This is a genomic window from Kineothrix sp. IPX-CK (assembly GCF_039134705.1).
In the GTDB taxonomy this organism is placed as follows: Bacteria; Bacillota; Clostridia; order Lachnospirales; family Lachnospiraceae; genus Kineothrix; species Kineothrix sedimenti.
Map to the genome: position 1 here is coordinate 561317 of NZ_CP146256.1, position 18303 is coordinate 579619.

The 18303-nt window shown below is 43.1% G+C and carries 21 protein-coding genes; 13 read left to right on the forward strand and 8 right to left on the reverse strand.

Annotated features, from left to right (window positions below):
* Nucleotides 1–22 precede the first annotated feature (22 nt).
* The 9 genes from atpE (at nt 23) to V6984_RS02575 (ending at nt 7574) form a co-directional block, all read left to right on the forward strand.
* Nucleotides 23–253, forward strand: a complete 231-nt coding sequence (atpE, locus tag V6984_RS02535; RefSeq protein ID WP_342758244.1) for an ATP synthase F0 subunit C — start codon at nt 23–25, stop codon at nt 251–253.
* Between the two features lie 87 nt (nt 254–340).
* Nucleotides 341–790, forward strand: a complete 450-nt coding sequence (atpF, locus tag V6984_RS02540; RefSeq protein ID WP_342758245.1) for a F0F1 ATP synthase subunit B — start codon at nt 341–343, stop codon at nt 788–790.
* On the forward strand, nt 771–1274 hold the full coding sequence (gene atpH / locus V6984_RS02545) for an ATP synthase F1 subunit delta (RefSeq protein WP_342758246.1): 504 nt from the start codon (nt 771–773) through the stop codon (nt 1272–1274). Before atpF ends, atpH begins: the two co-directional genes overlap by 20 nt.
* Nucleotides 1275–1279: 5 nt before the next feature.
* Nucleotides 1280–2782 (forward strand): F0F1 ATP synthase subunit alpha, encoded by a 1503-nt coding sequence (gene atpA, locus V6984_RS02550; protein WP_342758247.1) that lies wholly within the window; start codon nt 1280–1282, stop codon nt 2780–2782.
* Between the two features lie 6 nt (nt 2783–2788).
* Nucleotides 2789–3682, forward strand: coding sequence for an ATP synthase F1 subunit gamma (atpG, locus tag V6984_RS02555; protein ID WP_342758248.1), 894 nt, complete (start codon nt 2789–2791; stop codon nt 3680–3682).
* Between the two features lie 12 nt (nt 3683–3694).
* Nucleotides 3695–5083 carry a F0F1 ATP synthase subunit beta gene (gene atpD / locus V6984_RS02560; protein WP_342758249.1) on the forward strand — a complete coding sequence of 463 codons (1389 nt, stop codon included), beginning with the start codon at nt 3695–3697 and terminating at the stop codon, nt 5081–5083.
* Nucleotides 5084–5102: 19 nt separating this feature from the next.
* Nucleotides 5103–5513, forward strand: coding sequence for an ATP synthase F1 subunit epsilon (gene atpC, locus V6984_RS02565; RefSeq protein WP_342758250.1), 411 nt, complete (start codon nt 5103–5105; stop codon nt 5511–5513).
* A 236-nt stretch (nt 5514–5749) separates the two neighbouring features.
* On the forward strand, nt 5750–6187 hold the full coding sequence (locus V6984_RS02570) for a MarR family winged helix-turn-helix transcriptional regulator (protein ID WP_342758251.1): 438 nt from the start codon (nt 5750–5752) through the stop codon (nt 6185–6187).
* Nucleotides 6188–6209: 22 nt separating this feature from the next.
* Complete coding sequence (locus V6984_RS02575; protein ID WP_342758252.1) at nt 6210–7574, forward strand: citrate/2-methylcitrate synthase; 1365 nt, start codon at nt 6210–6212, stop codon at nt 7572–7574.
* Nucleotides 7575–7579: 5 nt separating this feature from the next.
* On the opposite strand, the gene V6984_RS02580 is transcribed toward V6984_RS02575, so the two are convergent.
* From V6984_RS02580 to V6984_RS02600, 5 genes are all read right to left on the reverse strand, one after another.
* Complete coding sequence (locus V6984_RS02580; protein ID WP_342758253.1) at nt 7580–8719, reverse strand: glycosyl hydrolase family 18 protein; 1140 nt, start codon at nt 8717–8719, stop codon at nt 7580–7582.
* Nucleotides 8720–8789: 70 nt separating this feature from the next.
* Complete coding sequence (locus tag V6984_RS02585) at nt 8790–8942, reverse strand: molecular chaperone GroEL (RefSeq protein ID WP_342758254.1); 153 nt, start codon at nt 8940–8942, stop codon at nt 8790–8792.
* Between the two features lie 84 nt (nt 8943–9026).
* Nucleotides 9027–9653: a nitroreductase family protein gene (locus tag V6984_RS02590; RefSeq protein ID WP_342758255.1), complete on the reverse strand. Its 627-nt coding sequence runs from the start codon at nt 9651–9653 to the stop codon at nt 9027–9029.
* Nucleotides 9654–9685: 32 nt separating this feature from the next.
* The gene (locus V6984_RS02595; RefSeq protein ID WP_342758256.1) at nt 9686–10117 is read right to left on the reverse strand and encodes a pyridoxamine 5'-phosphate oxidase family protein; all 432 of its coding nucleotides are present in this window, start codon (nt 10115–10117) and stop codon (nt 9686–9688) included.
* Nucleotides 10118–10121: 4 nt separating this feature from the next.
* Entirely contained in the window at nt 10122–10559 is a 438-nt protein-coding gene (locus V6984_RS02600) for a MarR family transcriptional regulator (RefSeq protein WP_342758257.1), read from the reverse strand.
* A 217-nt stretch (nt 10560–10776) separates the two neighbouring features.
* On the opposite strand from V6984_RS02600, the gene V6984_RS02605 reads away from it, so the two are divergent.
* On the forward strand, nt 10777–12327 hold the full coding sequence (locus tag V6984_RS02605; protein ID WP_342758258.1) for a ClC family H(+)/Cl(-) exchange transporter: 1551 nt from the start codon (nt 10777–10779) through the stop codon (nt 12325–12327).
* 50 nt (nt 12328–12377) lie between these two features.
* Here V6984_RS02605 and V6984_RS02610 read toward each other — a convergent pair whose 3' ends face one another.
* Nucleotides 12378–13364 (reverse strand): CgeB family protein, encoded by a 987-nt coding sequence (locus V6984_RS02610; RefSeq protein ID WP_342758259.1) that lies wholly within the window; start codon nt 13362–13364, stop codon nt 12378–12380.
* Nucleotides 13365–13697: 333 nt separating this feature from the next.
* On the opposite strand from V6984_RS02610, the gene V6984_RS02615 reads away from it, so the two are divergent.
* Complete coding sequence (locus V6984_RS02615; RefSeq protein ID WP_342758260.1) at nt 13698–14921, forward strand: UDPGP type 1 family protein; 1224 nt, start codon at nt 13698–13700, stop codon at nt 14919–14921.
* A gap of 124 nt (nt 14922–15045) precedes the next feature.
* Nucleotides 15046–16062, forward strand: a complete 1017-nt coding sequence (gene galE, locus V6984_RS02620) for a UDP-glucose 4-epimerase GalE (RefSeq protein ID WP_342758261.1) — start codon at nt 15046–15048, stop codon at nt 16060–16062.
* Nucleotides 16063–16132: 70 nt separating this feature from the next.
* On the opposite strand, the gene trhA is transcribed toward galE, so the two are convergent.
* Nucleotides 16133–16783 (reverse strand): PAQR family membrane homeostasis protein TrhA, encoded by a 651-nt coding sequence (trhA, locus tag V6984_RS02625; RefSeq protein WP_342758262.1) that lies wholly within the window; start codon nt 16781–16783, stop codon nt 16133–16135.
* A gap of 137 nt (nt 16784–16920) precedes the next feature.
* The gene (locus V6984_RS02630; protein WP_342758263.1) at nt 16921–17187 is read right to left on the reverse strand and encodes a hypothetical protein; all 267 of its coding nucleotides are present in this window, start codon (nt 17185–17187) and stop codon (nt 16921–16923) included.
* A gap of 302 nt (nt 17188–17489) precedes the next feature.
* On the opposite strand from V6984_RS02630, the gene V6984_RS02635 reads away from it, so the two are divergent.
* Nucleotides 17490–18146 (forward strand): GTP pyrophosphokinase family protein, encoded by a 657-nt coding sequence (locus tag V6984_RS02635; protein WP_342758264.1) that lies wholly within the window; start codon nt 17490–17492, stop codon nt 18144–18146.
* Nucleotides 18147–18303 lie beyond the last annotated feature (157 nt).

Here is an 18303-nt window from a genome sequence, read left to right on the forward strand (position 1 = left end):
AAAGTGAAAAGGAGTATTTATTATGGATTCAACAATATTAGTAGCTATTGGAGCAGCGATCGCAGTTTTTACAGGTCTTGGTGCAGGTATCGGTATCAGTCTCGCAACCGGAAAGGCAGCAGACGCTATTGCCAGACAGCCTGAAGCAGATGCCAAGATCAGAACCACATTGCTTATCGGCTGTGCACTTGCAGAGGCGACAGCTATTTACGGTTTCGTTATTGCATTGTTAATTGTTCTGTTATTGAAGTAAGTATACTGTCTGGAGCGTTTCCAGATGAGTGTTTTTTACTCAGATGAGTGTTTTTTACTCATTAATATGAGAAAGGCGGAAGGCAATATGCTGAATATAAACTTTTGGAATATTGTATTTACTATTATAAATGTGTTTGTATTATACTGGCTTATGAAAAAATTTTTGGTAAAGCCCGTAATGGGAATTATCGAAAAACGTGAGCAGTTGATTCAGGGACAATTGGGCGATGCAAAGAAAAATCAAGAGCAGGCCATGGAATTAAAAGAGCGATACGAAACGAAGATGGATTCGGCAGAAAGAGAAGCCGAAGAAATTGTGTTGCAGGCAAAGGAGCAGGCGCTGGAAGAAAAGGCTCAGATTATGGAAGAAGCCAAGGCCGAATCCGACAGGCTCATGGAAAGAGCGAAGAAGGAAATCGATAACCAGCAGGAGAGAGCAAGACGGGAAGCAGAAAGTCAGATTGCCGGCCTTGCTTTGATGGCTGCGAGAAAAATATTAAAGTCGGGTGAGATAAATGACGCAAACAGCCAATAATTATGGGAAGGTGTTGTACGAGCTTTCCATACCGAAAGAAGAGGTAGAGCGGACTGCAAAATTGTTTGAAGAAGAGCCCAAGCTGCTTAATATCCTGCAGAACCCTACTATTTTACGGAAAAAGAAATATGCGGTGATCGATCGGATCTTCGATGGAAAAATGTCCGTTTTTTTAAAGCTTTTATGCAAATATGGACGGATTGGTCAACTTATGAACGCATTTATTGCCTATCGCGAGCATTATGAGAAGCAGCATGGAATCTTGCATGGACAAATATATTATGTAAATCCTCTCGAGAAAACGGAGAAAGAACGGATAGTACAATTTCTAAAGGAGAAGTTTTCTTGTGAAGAAGTATTGTTGGCGGAAGAGAAGGACGAATCTCTTCTTGGCGGCTATCTGTTGAAAGCGGACGGGATAGAATTTGACTTCAGCTATGAAGGGCGTCTGCATCAATTGGAGAAAAAAATAACTGGGAGGTGAACGCTGTGAGTGCGATCAGTGCAGCAGACATTATTTCTATTTTAAAAGAAGAGGTTGAAAATTACAACTGGGATGCCGAAGAGCAGGAAGTTGGTTCTGTTATCTGGGTAGGAGATGGAATTGCTACCATATATGGTATAGACCATGCCATGTATGGTGAGATTGTTATATTTGATAATGGTATCAAGGGTATGGTGCAGGACATTCGAAGAAATGAAATCGGATGTATTCTCTTTGGCAGCGATACTGGAATAAAAGAGGGTACCAAAGTAATAAGAACGAAAAAAAAAGCAGGCATCCCCGTGGGAGAAGGTTATATCGGAAGAATCATCAATGCGCTGGGCGAGCCGGTAGATGGAAAGGGAGAGATTCCCGCCAAGGATTACAGACCGATAGAAGAAGAAGCCCCGGGAATTACTCAGCGTAGATCCGTAAATACTCCCTTGGAGACGGGAATCTTGTCCATTGACTCCATGTTTCCTATTGGACGCGGACAAAGAGAGCTGATTATCGGAGACAGACAGACCGGAAAGACTTCCATTGCTTTGGATACGATTATCAACCAAAGGGGGAAAGGAGTTATCTGTATTTACGTAGCCATCGGCCAGAAGGCATCCAGCGTGGCAAAACTGGTTTCCACACTGGAACACCACGGCGCTTTGGATTATACGATCGTGCTTGTTTCTACAGCCAGTGAACCGGCTTCACTGCAATATATCGCTCCTTATGCCGGAACGGCATTGGGCGAGTATTTTATGTATCAGGGAAAAGACGTGCTCATGGTTTACGACGATCTATCCAAGCACGCAGTGGCATACCGTGCGCTGTCCCTTTTACTGGAGCGTCCGCCCGGACGTGAGGCATACCCGGGGGACGTATTCTACCTTCATTCCAGATTATTGGAGCGTTCCAGCCGTTTGAACGATGAATTGGGTGGCGGTTCCATCACAGCTCTTCCTATCGTAGAGACACAGGCAGGAGACGTATCCTCCTATATTCCTACAAACGTTATTTCCATTACCGACGGGCAGATTTTTCTGGAAAGCGATTTGTTCTTCGCAGGTATGAGACCGGCGGTAAACGTAGGATTGTCCGTATCCCGTGTAGGCGGTGCCGCACAGACGAAGGCGATGAAAAAGGCGTCGGGAAGTATTCGTATCGATTTGGCACAGTACAGGGAAATGGAAGTGTTTACCCAGTTCAGTTCTGATTTGGACGATAATACGAAGCGTCAGCTCCAGCACGGTAAGGTGTTGATGGAGCTGTTGAAGCAGCCCCTGGCGCACCCGCTCTCCTTGCATGAGCAGGTAATGACGCTTTGCCTGGCCAACAATCGTATTTTTGATTCGGTAGAGGTAAAGAAGATAAAGGAATATCAGAAGGGAATACTGGAATTCATAGATAGGAAATTTCCTAAGATAGGTTTTGAAATCGAAGAAAAGAAAGCCTTAACGGATGAGTTGATAGAGCAGATTATGGAGGCGGCCAAGGAATATAAGAGCAGGTGATAGAGAATGGCAAGTATAAAAGAAATTCAAGTCAGGAAGAAAAGTATACAGGATACGATGAAGATTACCAACGCGATGTATATGATTTCTTCTTCGAAGCTTAAGAAAGCAAAAAAGAATCTGGAAGCGACGGAGCCTTATTTCTTTACTCTGCAAAATACTATGAGCCAGATACTCCGCCACATTCCGGATGTGAAGAACATTTATTTCGAGCAGGATGAGCAGAAGAGCCGGGATGAAAAAAAGGTTGGATATATCGTAATAACCGCCGATAAAGGTTTGGTTGGGGCTTATAATCACAACATCTTAAAATTGGTGGATGAACATCTTAAAAGCTGTGAGAATCCGGTATTGTTTGTTGTAGGAGAAGTAGGGCGCCAGTATTTTAAACGCAGGAAAATGGACATCGAAGAAGAATTTCAATATACTGTTCAGAACCCTACCCTTGGAAGGGCAAGAAGAATTGCGGAAATTATTCTTGATATGTACAAAGAGGGCAGGCTGGATGAAGTGTACATTACCTATACGAAGATGGCGAATTTCATGCAGGCGGAAGCTGAAACTGTGAAGCTGCTTCCCTTGAAAAAATCGGATTTTCATATAATACCTCCTGCCGGGGTACACATGGAAGAATTGGCGCTGAAGCCAAATGCTTGTGCGGTGGTGAACCATATTGCGGTGGATTATTTTGTGGGTTTCGTTTACGGAGCGCTGGTAGAATCCTTCTGCAGTGAGGAGAATTCCCGGATGATGGCGATGGAAGCAGCTGTGGATAATGCGGAGAAAATGTTATGGGAACTCGATATCATGTATAATAGAGCAAGGCAGGCGGTGATTACGCAGCAAATCACTGAAGTAATCAGCGGCGCGAAAGCCCAGAAGAAAAAGAAGTCAAGTTAGGAGTCGGAGCATATGAAACAAGGAAAAATAGTTCAGGTAATGGGCCCCGTTGTGGATGTGGAATTTGAAGACAATGACCTGCCCTGTATCAAAGATGCCTTGGAAGTAAAAAATGGAGAGAAGCGCTGCGTCATGGAAGTGGCACAGCATATCGGAAATAATACGGTGCGCTGCATCATGCTTGCTTCCAGCGAAGGACTTAGCAGAGATATGGAAGTAACAGCCACGGGAAGCGGAATCAAGGTGCCGGTAGGAGAAAAAACCTTGGGACGCCTTTTTAATGTGCTGGGAGAAACTTTGGACGACGGCGCATCTTTGGAAGGCGAAGAAAAATGGGTTATCCATCGGGATCCTCCGGCATTCGCGGATCAGAGCCCGGCAGTGGAAATCCTGGAGACCGGAATTAAGGTTATCGACCTGTTGACGCCTTATGCAAAGGGCGGTAAGATCGGACTTTTCGGCGGTGCCGGCGTAGGTAAGACGGTACTTATTCAGGAATTAATCCGCAACATCGCCACAGAGCACGGAGGATATTCCATTTTCACAGGTGTTGGTGAGCGTTCCAGAGAAGGGAACGATTTGTGGACGGAGATGAAGGAATCAGGAGTCTTGGAAAAGACGGCTTTGGTGTTCGGACAGATGAATGAGCCCCCCGGAGCGCGTATGCGCGTAGGTGAGGTGGGACTTACCATGGCTGAATATTTCCGCGACGAGGTTGGCAAGGACGTGCTTTTATTTATCGATAATATATTCCGTTTTACACAGGCGGGTTCAGAGGTTTCGGCATTATTAGGGAGAATGCCGTCTGCGGTAGGCTATCAGCCGACCCTTGCAACGGAAATGGGTGAATTGCAGGAACGTATCGCTTCTACAAAAAAAGGTTCGGTTACTTCCGTTCAGGCGGTATACGTGCCGGCGGATGATTTGACTGACCCGGCGCCTGCTACGACCTTCTCCCATCTGGATGCAACCACGGTTCTTTCCAGAAAAATCGTAGAGCAGGGTATATATCCGGCGGTAGATCCGCTGGAATCCACTTCCCGTATTTTGGAGGCAGATGTAGTCGGACAGGAACATTACGAGACAGCGAGGCGCGTGCAGGAAATGCTTCAGAAATATAAGGAGCTTCAGGATATTATCGCTATTCTCGGCATGGAGGAATTATCCGAGGAGGATAAGGTAACAGTATACCGTGCCAGAAAGGTGCAGAAATTTTTATCACAGCCTTTCCACGTAGCTGAAAATTTTACGGGTATATCCGGAAAGTATGTGCCGGTTGCGGAGACCATCAAAGGCTTTCAGGCTATTCTTGACGGTGAGATGGATGAGTACCCGGAAAACGCATTTTTCAACGTCGGAAACATCGGCGAGGTAAAAGAAAAAGCAGCATCTATGGCATAAATAAGAGAGAGGTGTTGATATGGAGACATATAGCTTAATAGTAATGGCTGCGGACAAGACTTTTTTTGATGGGCACTGTGCGTCTCTCATTATTCCTTCTCTTGATGGTCTGGTAGGAATTCAGGCACACCATGAGAACATGGTAATTGCCGTAAAGGAAGGCGAAATCCGGATTAAGCTTGAGGATGGAACCGAAATAGAAGCTTTGGTGGGGATCGGATTTTTTAAAATAATAAATAATCGTGCTACTCTTCTTGTACAGACGGTGGAGCGGCCGGAGGATATTGATATCGCGCGAGCCAGAGAGGCAGAAGAGAGAGCGATGGAGAACTTGCGCCAGAAGCAGAGCCTTCGCGAATATTACCATACGCAGGCTGCTTTGTCCCGAGCTATGAGCAGATTGAAAACAGTAGACAAACACAAGTATTGAGTATAAATTGAATTGTGATAGAAGAGGGTACCAAGGTACGATATGAATTCGTGCTTTGGTGCCCTCCTTTTTTAGTTCTTCCATAAAAAAATATTGACAGATAAAAGTATATATGTGAAAATTGTTTATAAGTGAACTGTTCTTTTGTAAACTATTTATGCAAAAAGATTTGTTTAAGAGCAGTTTGCCTGTTGTCGGCAAAATTTTTGGAGCGGTCATCATGAGAGGAAGCAATTGTGAATAACGATTTTGAGACGTTGTTAAACGGTCAGCAGTTTAAAAAGCTTTATGAGAAAATGAGCAACCTCATTACGGAAAAGTATGGATTGCACAAGATAGAAATAGAAATCCTGCTCTTCCTGCGAAATGGAAGATATGATACGGCGAGGGATATCGCGGAGAATAAGTTTTTTTCAAAGGCCCATATTTCCCACGCCATCGAGCATTTGACGGAACGTGGTTATTTGACGGGGAAGGCGGATGAGCAGGACAGAAGGTGCATTCATCTGGAGCTTACGAAGGACGCGGAGCCGGTCTGTGAGGAACTGGAGAAGCTGAGAAAAGGCCTTGCGGACATTATTTATAAGGATGTCACAGAGGAAGAAAAGAAGGTGATGCTACAGGTAGGAAGGAAAATTGCACACAATATTAATGAGGAACTGGGAACTTTTTAGGAAATAGAAAAGGAGAAAGACTATGAGAAACAGCAAGAAAGAGCAAATTGATAATTATACCGCAAAATACAGCAAGGTATGTATTGAAAACGGTAATATAGGAAGCACCTTGTTCGACGAGTACGGCGTGAAACGAGGATTGAGGGATAAAAATGGCGAAGGCGTTCTTGCGGGTCTTACAAATATTTCTTTGATAAAATCTCAGGAAATCGTGGACGGAAAGAGATTGCCTTGTGAGGGGCGTCTTCTGTATCGAGGCTACGATATTATCGAATTGGTGAAGGGCTTTGAACACAGCAAAAGATATGGATTTGAGGAAATCGCTTATCTTCTTTTGTTCGGAAGCCTTCCGGATAAGGGACAGCTTGACGAGTTCAAGGAGAATCTGTCGCTGATGTGTACCTTGCCGACGAATTTTACGAGGGATGTTATTATGAAAGCATCTAGTAAGGATATAATGAATTCTCTTACCAAGAGTGTGCTGGCGCTGGCATCTTATGATAAGCAGGCTTCGGATCTGAGCATCGAGAACGTGCTTCGCCAGAGTATGAGCCTGATCAGCGTTTTCCCTATGCTTTCAGTTTATGGATATCATGCATATAATCACTATGAATGCGACGATAGCTTTTATATACATAGGCCGGATGCAAATTTATCCACTGCTGAAAATATACTGAGAATGCTGCGCCCGGATAAGAAATACAGCGAATTGGAGGCGAGGGTTCTGGATATTGCACTTGTTCTCCATATGGAACACGGCGGCGGCAACAACTCTACCTTCACCACAAGAGTGGTTACATCTTCCGGCTCCGACACTTATTCTGTTATCGCAGCGGCTCTTTCTTCCCTGAAGGGGCCTAAGCATGGCGGGGCGAACATTAAGGTAGTGGAGATGATGGCGAACATCAAGAAAAACGTTAAGGACTTAGATGATGAGGAAGCAGTGAAGGATTACCTTGCCCGTATGCTGAACAAAGAGGTGTTTGATAAAAGCGGCTTGATTTATGGCATGGGACACGCGGTATACTCCATTTCGGATCCGAGAGCGACGATATTCAAGAACTTTGTTGAAAGGCTTGCGGCAGATAAGAAGAGAGATGAGGATTTCAAGCTTTACTCTATGATAGAGCGCCTTGCACCGGAGGTAATCGGCGAAAAGCGCAACATTTACAAGGGCGTAAGCGCCAATGTGGACTTCTACAGCGGTTTTGTATACAGCATGCTGGATATTCCGTTGGAATTATATACGCCCATATTCGCTATGGCGAGAATTGTAGGCTGGAGTGCACACCGTCTGGAAGAGCTCATCAATGTGGATAAAATCATCCGCCCCGCCTACAAGACTGTTATGACTGAAAGAACATATGTGGGTATTGATAAAAGATAAAGCGGTTATTTTTTAATGATATTAAAGGTATCTGCCAGCAGCAGCCAATTAGCCCGGAACAGGTTCATAACTGTCCAATAGCCCACGCCCCGCAGCATATATTCCTGAACGAGGGAGAATTTCGCGTTCATGCTGCGTACATCCTCGAACCAGACCTCGTGGGATAAGCCTTCACTTTCATAAGTGAAGAAGGGCGACATGGCTACCTGATCGAACTGGATGGGGACGTTATTCTCGATAGCGATCTGTACGGCTTCTGTGTTGCTGATGGTGCGCGCCCTCGTTACCCCTCGCTCGAAGGGGAGGGTCCAATCGTAGCCGTAATTAGGGATTCCCAGATTGATTTTCTCGATCGGGATCCTCGTGATGGCATAATCTACCACCTCCCGCACCCTATTGAGCGGGGCCACGGCCATGGGAGGCCCGTAGGTATAGCCCCATTCATATGTCATAAGGAGTACGCTGTCCGCAGCCGCTCCCAAAAGCCCGTAATCCTTTCCTCCATAAAGCAGTCCCGGCTGGTCGTCGGAAGTCTTGGGTGCGAGGGCTACGGAGACGGGATAGCCTACGGCGTTCACAGCGGCACGTACATTGGCAACGAACTCTGCAAAGGGAACTCTGTCCTCCGCCAGAATATATTCGAAATCGATATCAACGCCTTCGAACCCTTTTTGGGAAATTATCGCCAGGAGCTGGTCGATAAGATTCTGCTGTACTGCCATATCGCTTACTACCACGGTGATCAGATGATTGTTGAACAAGCCGTCCTGGCCGAAAGGGGTTAGCGTAAGGATAGGAGCAGTACCTGCCTCCTTGGCGAGCGCAATCATCCATGTATCGTCTATAGGAGGGGGAACCAGTTCGCCTGTGGTTGTGAAGCCATAGGAAAATATGGATAGATCAGTGAGATATGGCAGTGTTTCTGTCAGGTTAAAGCTGTTGATGAAGGGGTAAGCGTAGCCGTTCGTGTAGATAAATCTTTTGTCAGAAGTATTTTCCCCCGTGTTAAGTAAAAGGGCCTGACCTACAGCAAGGCGGTAAGGGGAGGCGAGCTGATTGCTATATATGATGGAATCGGCGGTAACTCCAAAGGCAGAAGCAATAGAATTCACAGTATCTCCGGCATTTACGGTATAAATAGTCATAATGAGGGTCCTGAGAGGATTTGTATTATATTATGCGAAATAGTGATTAGCAGTTACAAAGGCAGGAGATTCATTCTCCTGCCTCTTTTGAAATTACTTCGAGAACGTCAATTAAGTCGTAAATGGAATTCAGTCTTACATTACGTCTCAGGATATTATTTTTTAAATCAATAGACAATGTTTCAAATTTTTCCCGGAGTTCCGGGGATACATAGGATGCCATGTTATCACCTCAGAATTAGTGTGTGCAGTAATTCCGGAAAAGATATAGGAAGATATTGGAATTGTTTGAGCAAAAAATGGTTTATCACCATATATTCATATGAATTCTGTTATCCAGAGAATATTCCTTTTGAATATTATATACTGCGTCTTCCGACGGCTTTCCAATACCTATATAACAAGGCATCATATATTCAGCCGGAAAAGATAAGACACTTCTTACATATTCCAGCTCATCTCCCAAAGGAATACGTAATGTGCATGCATACTCTTCTGCCGTAGCCGCCAGAAAAATATTTTCGATACAACACCATATGGATGCGAAGGCATTAAGAGAAGACAAATTCTTTGGCTTTAATAAATCATTCTTTTGTTTAAATAGGGGTATCAGTACACAACCGGCATTTAATAACATTTGATATTGCTTCGGTATTCCATTATTGTACATTTTTCTTTGACAGTCGTCATTTACTTTCCATGATTTCATAATAAAATCCAGACGTTTATCAGATATTTTTTTGGGAATTTTCTTTATTAATTTTTCGATAACGGTTTTGTCGGTTATAACCACAAAATGCCAATCCCTCATGTGATCGTTTGTGGGTGCTTTCATTCCGGCATCAATAATCTTATAGAGAGTTTCCATATCGATTGATTCGTTGCTAAAGTCCCGTATAGTCCGCCGTTTATTTATTACATTATAAAAATCCATATAAATCACCTCTTTCTTTTTATAAAATCAGATTAGAATTCTTCTATTGATAGGGTTGTATTATTTAAGCCATGATAATAGTTTACTGTCTCAGCGGTAAATTTAAGAACGCAATAGTCTTCGTCATCGATGCCTTTCGGATAATATATTTCAAATCCATCTCTCCATAAAAAGGCTTTTATATCGTGATCAGTACATACCTCCATTGTTCCGGTAAATAATATACCTTTATATTTATTTATCGTATCATCACAATAATATACGGATGATTTTGGATCACTGAGAAATTGTTTAACACGTTTTGAACTTGTATTAGTAGAAAAATAATGAGTTTTTATACTGCTGTGTTCAAGGACGAGCATGCCTTTTATTTGTGGAAAGCCGTTATCGTTGACAGACCCTATGTATGCGACTTGTGCATTATTACGTAATTGATAAATTTCTGATTTGATTTTTTCTTCCATGTTATCACTCCCATTTTGTTATATTGTTTAGTATCTTGTTAAGACTTTTCTCAAAGGAAATAATTTCTTCATCATCAAATCCTTTGTAGAAAATTTCACTCATTTTAACGGACACCTCATCATATTGCTTTTTTAGATTCAGAGTGGTTTCAGTCAGCTTTATTTTGACTGTTCTTCGGTCAGATGGATCATATACCCGTTGAATATGTCCGGATGATTCCAATCTGTCGAGCATACTCGTCAAAGTTGTTTTAGCAAGTCCGGTTCTATCTGCCAGCTGCTTTATTGGAATATTATCTTCTTCCCATAAGACAAAAAGAATCCGTCCCTGAGCGCCGTTAAATTGATTAATGCCATGTTCAATGAGTAATTTCTCAAAAATACGCCCTTGGATTTGTTTGATTTTGCTAATAAGAAACCCCCCATTAGTTTTGTCGAGCAATTCAACACCTCCTTTTATATAGGATAATACTATATAAAACTATAAACATCAAGATGTTTATAGAAATTCTTAAATAAATATAATTATTATTGCCTCCACTAATTGCCCGGCAAAATAAATTATAGAGAATTAATTACTTGTAAAACTTGAATACAATAAATAAACGGCGTATAATAAGGCGGGTTTTATTTAGAAAGTTTTATTTGGAGGCATAACAGTGGAAAAGTCAAAGGTCTATAAATTACTATCGCAGCTGAACAATTTGAAATGGAGTCTTACCTATAAAGGAGTGTTGGTTGGTCTGGTTTCAGGTGTTTTGGTTTCCCTATATCGATATGGAATCGAACTGGGTACGGAAAAAGCATTGCAAGCTTATAGCTTTTTGGGCAAACAACCGGTGTATATCTTTCCTTGGCTGTTGGGGACTGTTCTGATATCTTTGATCATACATAAGCTCATTACCCTGGAGCCCTATTCTAAAGGCAGCGGCATTCCTCAGGTTGAAGGAATTGTGTTGCTTGGGATGAAGATGAAATGGTATTCAATTTTGCTGGTACGTTTTACCGCGGGTCTTGTTGCTTCGTTTTTTGGCGTGTCCTTAGGACGGGAGGGACCATCCATACAGATTGGAGCATGTGGTGCGCAGGCACTTTCCAAGGTGGCCGGTAAGAACAAGGTTGAAAAAAACTATTTGATTACTGCAGGTGCGGCGGCGGGACTCTCTGCCGCTTTTAACGCTCCCCTGTCAGGCATTATATTCACACTGGAAGAGGTCCATCGAAGCTTTTCTCCCTATATCTTTGCAGCCGCAACAACTGCTGCTTTAACTGCGGATTTTGTTTCGAACCTCTTCTTTGGGCTGTACCCTGTACTGGATTTTCTTGATGTTCCTCAGATGCCTCTTCGATATTATTTCTGGCTGCTTATTGCGGGTGTGTTATCGGGGATGATCGGTTCACTAACGAATAAATGCCTGCTGAGCGTTTCTTTACTTTATGAAAAAATACCGCCGTTTAGCCGGCCGATGCTTGCACTTTTGGCGGCTCTGCCCTGTGGATTACTACTCCCGCAGGTACTTGGGGGCGGGCAAAATTTAATCCAGATTGCCAGAGGGGCAAAAGAAGATGTACTGATGTTACTGGTTTTTCTTGTGGTTAAGCTTGCGTTCACCTGCATATGCTTTGGCAGCGGAATTCCGGGTGGAATATTTCTTCCCATTTTGGCAATCGGTGCGCTGACTGGTGGCTTATTAGGCCAAATTGCCGTTTGGGCAGGAATGCCGTCTGTATATATTCCTGTGCTATGTGTCTGTGCGATGGCAGGGGCGATGTCGAGTTCGGTTAAGGCACCAATTACAAGTATTCTTCTAATGGCAGAAATGACTGGTTCTCTGGTACAGATGCTCCCGGTTGCTCTTGTGGCATTTATTGCGCTTTTTACATCAGATTTATTAAATGTGACACCTATTTATGAAGTATTATTAGACCGGATTGCAAGTCAAACGAAAGCAGAAACGGGAAATCAGAATAAAGACCGGGCATTAATGGAGGTACCTGTAGAACTTGGCTGCATTGCGGCAGGGAAAAAAATTAAGGAGATTAACTGGCCGACGGGTCTTCTGATCGTAAGTTTGCGCAGGGGAAATGAGGAGATTGTACCAAACGGCAGCACAAAAATTTATCAGGGAGATTACTTGGTGGTTTTGTCCTCCATACGTAATTATGATGAAATGAGTCATCTCTTAAAAGGGTTGTGTCACTCCAATTAAAAAAATACATTGGTAGAAGATAATATCTTCTACAATGTATTTTCTTTTAATTACCCTAAGGAAATAATTTCTTGTTCTGACAAAGCCTGAAGTGCCCCTTTTGCACGATTAAGGTAACTATGCGGCTCTACGGCAATCTGAGCCTGTTTGCTGATTTTCTCTCTTTCTTCAGGAGCGTTAAGGTAATGCTTAACCAGCTCAAGTGTCCGCTCCGGTGAATCGGAGGTCAGCAAATCCCGGCCCGACTGAAAGAGTCTGTTTACCTCAGGTGTGACGGAGGTTATCAGGACTCCACCGGAACCCATAATTTCGTAGGTGCGCTGACTGACCTGATTAAGCTGGTTCTGCAGGCCCAGCATAATAGAAGCAGAGCTGTATACCTGATTAGCAAGGGTGTAATTCAGATAGCCGTGTATACAATCCGAAGGAATATCGTTTCCTAGCAAATGTGCCATTTCGGCCCATTTCCTTCCCCAGAAATCAACCCGGATACCTTCGGCAATCAACGGAGCTATGAGAATTTTCAGGGATGTGATGCGGTAATGATGAGGATATAAATGTAATACGTTAGGATAAGCGTTAGCGACCACAGCGATATCGCATTTATATTTTTCATTAGGTGCTGCCTTATAATGTACTTTCGAATAATATCCGAAGTCCATGTGAGCGGCTTTGAAACCTAACATTTGATAATACATGACTCTGCCCTTACAGATTGTAAAGACGAAGTCCGGCTTTAGCTCCTTAAGCAGAGGAAGGGTAAAACTGTAGGTATGAGTAGGGTCCTCTGTCGCCCAATATACCAGCGGGATTTTTGCGTTTTCACTATAAAAGTGCACCCATTTCGCCTTTTCTATAGTGGTTTCAGTGCTCCATCCCAGCATAAAAAGCAGGTCCGGATGGAAATCCTCTATCATCATAGGAATATTTTCCTTTGTCAGCGGACCTGAAATCTTAACTTCACAACCGGCTTCCCGAAAACCGTTGGGCAATCCGTTTATCAGCATAGGATGACTTTCTAGAAATAATATTTTCATTTTGGATGAACCTCGTTTCTTTTCGGTCGATAACCGAAGCCTATAATACATACTATTCCTTGGATGTGCCACATGTGTAACTTAAATCTCAAATGACTTGTGCCTATATAGAGAATTTGTTATAATCATGTCAAAGTTTGTAATCAAATATTTCCTGCAAAAATCTATAGATAATACGGCCGAAGGGCTGGAGAACTGCATAACAATTCTGCCTTAAAGCAGCCGGCTGCTTTAAAGCTCAAGAGGATGAATGGAGAAAGCGGTTTTGGGAAGTATAACTATGAAGGCGTGCGGTCCCAATTTATAAATCGTGAAGAAAGGAAGTACTGTTGAATGAATTACAAGGAAGCGTATGAAAAGCTGGAGAAGTGCGGGCAGCTGCACGTGCTCGATTACTATGAGAGACTGACGGTGCCGGAGAAGGAGGCACTGCTTGAACAGATAGATAATACCGATTTTAAGGTGCTGAAATATTGCAAGAACAATACAACGAATCAGAAGGGGGAGATTGCTCCTCTGATTGCCATGCAGATTTCGCAGATCGAAGAAAACCGTGAACGCTATACGGCCATCGGCCTGGAGGAAATTAAGAAGGGAAAAGTTGCTGCGGTGCTTCTGGCAGGAGGAATGGGAACGCGGTTGGGTTCCGATTCTCCCAAGGGAATGTTCGACATAGGAATTACTCGTCCGGTTTATATTTTTCAGAGGATCATCGAGAATCTTCTGGATGTAGTGAAAGATGCGGAGACATGGATTCATTTGTTTGTCATGACTAGCGATAAGAACCATGAGATTACTATGGAGTTTTTTGAGGAGCAGGAATATTTCGGTTACAATAAAGCTTTCGTGACTTTTTTTAAGCAGGAGATGGTGCCTGCTTCCGATTATGAAGGCAAAGTATACATGGAAGAAATGGGGAAGATTTCCACCTCTCCCAACGGAAATGGAGGCTGGTTCACATCGATGAGCAAATGGGGGCTGGTGGATACCGTGAAAAAGAACGGCATCGAATGGCTGAACGTATTTGCGGTGGACAACGTACTCCAGCGTATTGCGGATCCCTGCTTCGTAGGTGCCGTAATCGCTAACGGATGTGTTTCGGGAGCCAAGGTGGTGAAGAAGAAGACGCCGGACGAGCGTGTCGGCACCTTGTGTCTTGAGGATGGAAGACCCTCCATCGTGGAATATTATGAGCTTACCGAGGCGATGAAGGAAGCCAAAGACGAACGCGGGGAACCTGCCTATAACTTTGGCGTTATATTGAACTACCTTTTCCGGGTAAAGGATCTGGATGTCACCACGGAGGACAAGCTTCCCCTTCACGTGGTGGAGAAGAAGATACCATATATAGATAAATCGGGAAAAACTGTTTCGCCCGATAAGCCCAACGGCTATAAATATGAAACCTTGGTGCTGGACATGATTCATCATGTGGACAATTGCCTTTCCTATGAGGTGGAGAGAGACCGGGAATTCGCTCCGATTAAGAATGCTGTAGGCGTAGATTCCGTAGACACGGCCAGAGAGCTGTGCAGGGAAAATGGAATTGTTTTATAGCGTTTAACATTTTGACAGCCATTAGTAACATTGCCATATTGAAAAAAGACGGTATGGGAGTAAACTTAAGTAGAGTAAACAAGACATAAGAAATCAGTATTCAATTAGGCAGGAGGTAAGAAGAATGGCAGTATTAGTCACAGGAGGCGCCGGTTATATCGGAAGCCATACGGTAATAGAATTACAGAGTGCAGGTTATGATGTGGTAGTTTTAGACAATCTGAGCAATTCCAGCGAGAAGTCATTACAACGGGTGGAAAAGATTACCGGCAAGAAGGTGCCTTTTTATAAAGCGGATATTTTAGACAGAGAAGCGTTGAACCTCGTATTTGAAAGGGAAAAAATCGATTCCTGTATTCATTTCGCAGGACTGAAGGCGGTGGGAGAATCCGTAGCGAAGCCATGGGAGTATTATGAGAATAATATTGCCGGAACGCTGACTTTGGTGGATGTGATGAGAAAGCATGGTGTGAAGAATATCATTTTCTCTTCCTCTGCAACCGTGTACGGAGATCCGGCTGTTATTCCCATTACGGAAGAGTGTCCGAAGGGACAGTGCACCAATCCCTACGGATGGACCAAGTCCATGCTGGAACAGGTATTGACGGATATGCAGAAGGCGGATCCGCAGTGGAATGTCATCATTCTTCGTTATTTCAATCCCATCGGAGCACACAAGAGCGGAACGATCGGTGAGAATCCTAACGGCATCCCCAATAACCTGATGCCCTACATTACACAGGTGGCGGTAGGAAAGCTGAAAGAGCTGGGTGTATTCGGCAATGATTATGACACTCCCGACGGAACCGGTGTAAGAGATTATATCCACGTGGTGGATTTGGCAGCAGGTCATGTAAAAGCTCTTAAGAAGATAGAGGAAAAATCAGGACTTAGCGTTTACAATCTGGGAACGGGCGTAGGTTATAGCGTGCTTGATATTGTGAAGAATTTTGAAGAGGCAACGGGAGTGAAGATTCCCTACGTCATCAAAGACAGACGTCCGGGGGACATCGCAACCTGCTATTCGGATGCGGGCAAGGCGAAGAAAGAGCTGGGATGGGAAGCGCAGTACGGAATCAAGGAGATGTGTGCGGATTCCTGGAGATGGCAGAGCAATAATCCCGGTGGATACGAAGAATAAATAAAAAGGAAAAACGAGCGATGTAGCTATCATAGCATACACCGCTCATTTTTTTGTCCCTGGTATCGTTTTACAAAACATAACGATACATAAAGATGAAATGGCAGATGCTTCCGCCCATAACGAACAAATGAAAAATCTCATGTGAGCCGAAATACGCATGCTTCGCATTGAAAATGGGAAGCTTCAGTGCGTAAATAACTCCGCCCACCGTATAGATGACACCTCCTGCCAGCAGCCAGATGAAAGCACTTTTAGGGAGAGTATTCCACAGCGGTCCGAACACCCAGAGACAAACCCATCCCATGGCGATGTAAATAGTAGAGGAAAACCACTTCGGACATGTAATCCACAGCGCTTTAATGAGAATTCCCAAAAGGGCGATTCCCCATACTACTGCAAGCAGCGTATAGCCCAGCGGACCGCCAAGTACGATCAGGCATACCGGGGTATAAGAGCCTGCGATAAGCACGAATATCATCATATGATCTATTTTACGGAATACCCTCAAAACCTTATCGGATACCGTCAGCGAATGATAGGTGGCACTGGCCCCATATAGAAGAATCATGCTCAGCATGAATACTGCCATTGCGGTAAAAGCGGCGCTGCCTGAAGCTGTAGCGGCTTTTATCAGGAGAGGGACAGCGGCAAAAACCGCCATCATCATTCCAATAAAATGGGTAATTGCGCTGCCTGGCTCACGAATTGTTATTTGCATTATATCTACCTCCTTACATAAAAGATGCGGTGTTTAAAAACGCAACATGTAGTTTTTGAAACTACATCAAGCATGATTAGATACTACAACTTATTGTATGGGATGTCAATAAAAATATGCAGATAAAATGAAAAAAGCTAATCCTCCTCTATTACATGGATTTCAAGATAGTCGAAATCGATGGTTTCAATAAAATTATCCTGAGTGAAACGCACTTTATCGTGTCGTTTGAACTCCTGAACGGTAGAATCAAGCCAGATAGGTTTGCCCAGATCGAACTGATAAACAATTTCATCCATTGCATGAAATATTTTATGCGTTCTTGTATCCTGACTGTCATCGCATATGACGGTATCCTGAAGTTGTCTATTATCCTTGAAAATTTTTGCCCATAGTCGAAACATATCTGAAACTTCCTTTCGTAAAGTGATGGTAGATAATTATAATATCATATTATAGGCAAAGAAATATAGTGAAACAATGAGATAAAAAATGAATTGGTATATTTCATTTTTTTTTGCATATGAATATATGGTGTGAGTCGAAGGCATAAGCATAATAGCGAGTATAAATATACAAGAAAGATTAAAAAAGAATAAAGTTTTTGTGAAATATGCACATTTGTATAAAAATATGGTATAATGAACTCGGTAAAAATGTTTCCTATAAAAATGGAGCATGATAAATTAATTAAGGCGGAAAATAAATGGAACTTAGAGTAGAACGAGACAGTGATGTGGATAATTGGAAAGAAGTTATATTGATTTATAATTCGGCGCTTAAGCAAATATCCACCAAACTGGAAATATTGAACGATGAATTTCAACACGTACATAGATACAACCCAATCGAGCATATCAAATCCAGAATTAAGACGTCGGAGAGCATCGTTAAAAAACTGAAGAAAAATGGTTATGAATCCACTATTGAGAATATGGTAAAGTATATAAATGATATTGCCGGAATAAGAGTTATCTGTTCCTTCACCTCCGATATATACGAGATAGCGGATATGATAAGCCATCAAAGCGACATCAAGATCATTTCTGTAAAGGATTATATCACCGCTCCAAAGCTCAGCGGATATAAGAGCTATCATATGCTGGTAACCGTCCCGGTATATCTTTCCGACCGTATCGTGGATACGAAAGTCGAGATTCAGATACGCACGGTAGCCATGGATTTTTGGGCTAGTCTGGAGCATAAGATTCATTACAAATTCGAAGGAAATGCGCCGGTCTACATTAAGGATGAGCTGATAGAATGTGCCAAGATGGTATCCGACCTGGATGCCAAAATGCTTCTTCTCAACGAGAAGGTACAGAGCTTAAGCCAGGAAAATAATTGTAATGAACAGTTATGAATAACATAAAAACAAGAGAAATTAAATATGGAAATATTTCAGGAAACGGTGTGGCTTAGGCTATGCCGTTTTGCCACCCTAATCTCCATGCCTTTCCAGCACCTGCAAACTTTGGGCCGTAGGCACAAATTTGCGTGTGAAAATTTTAATTTTCACA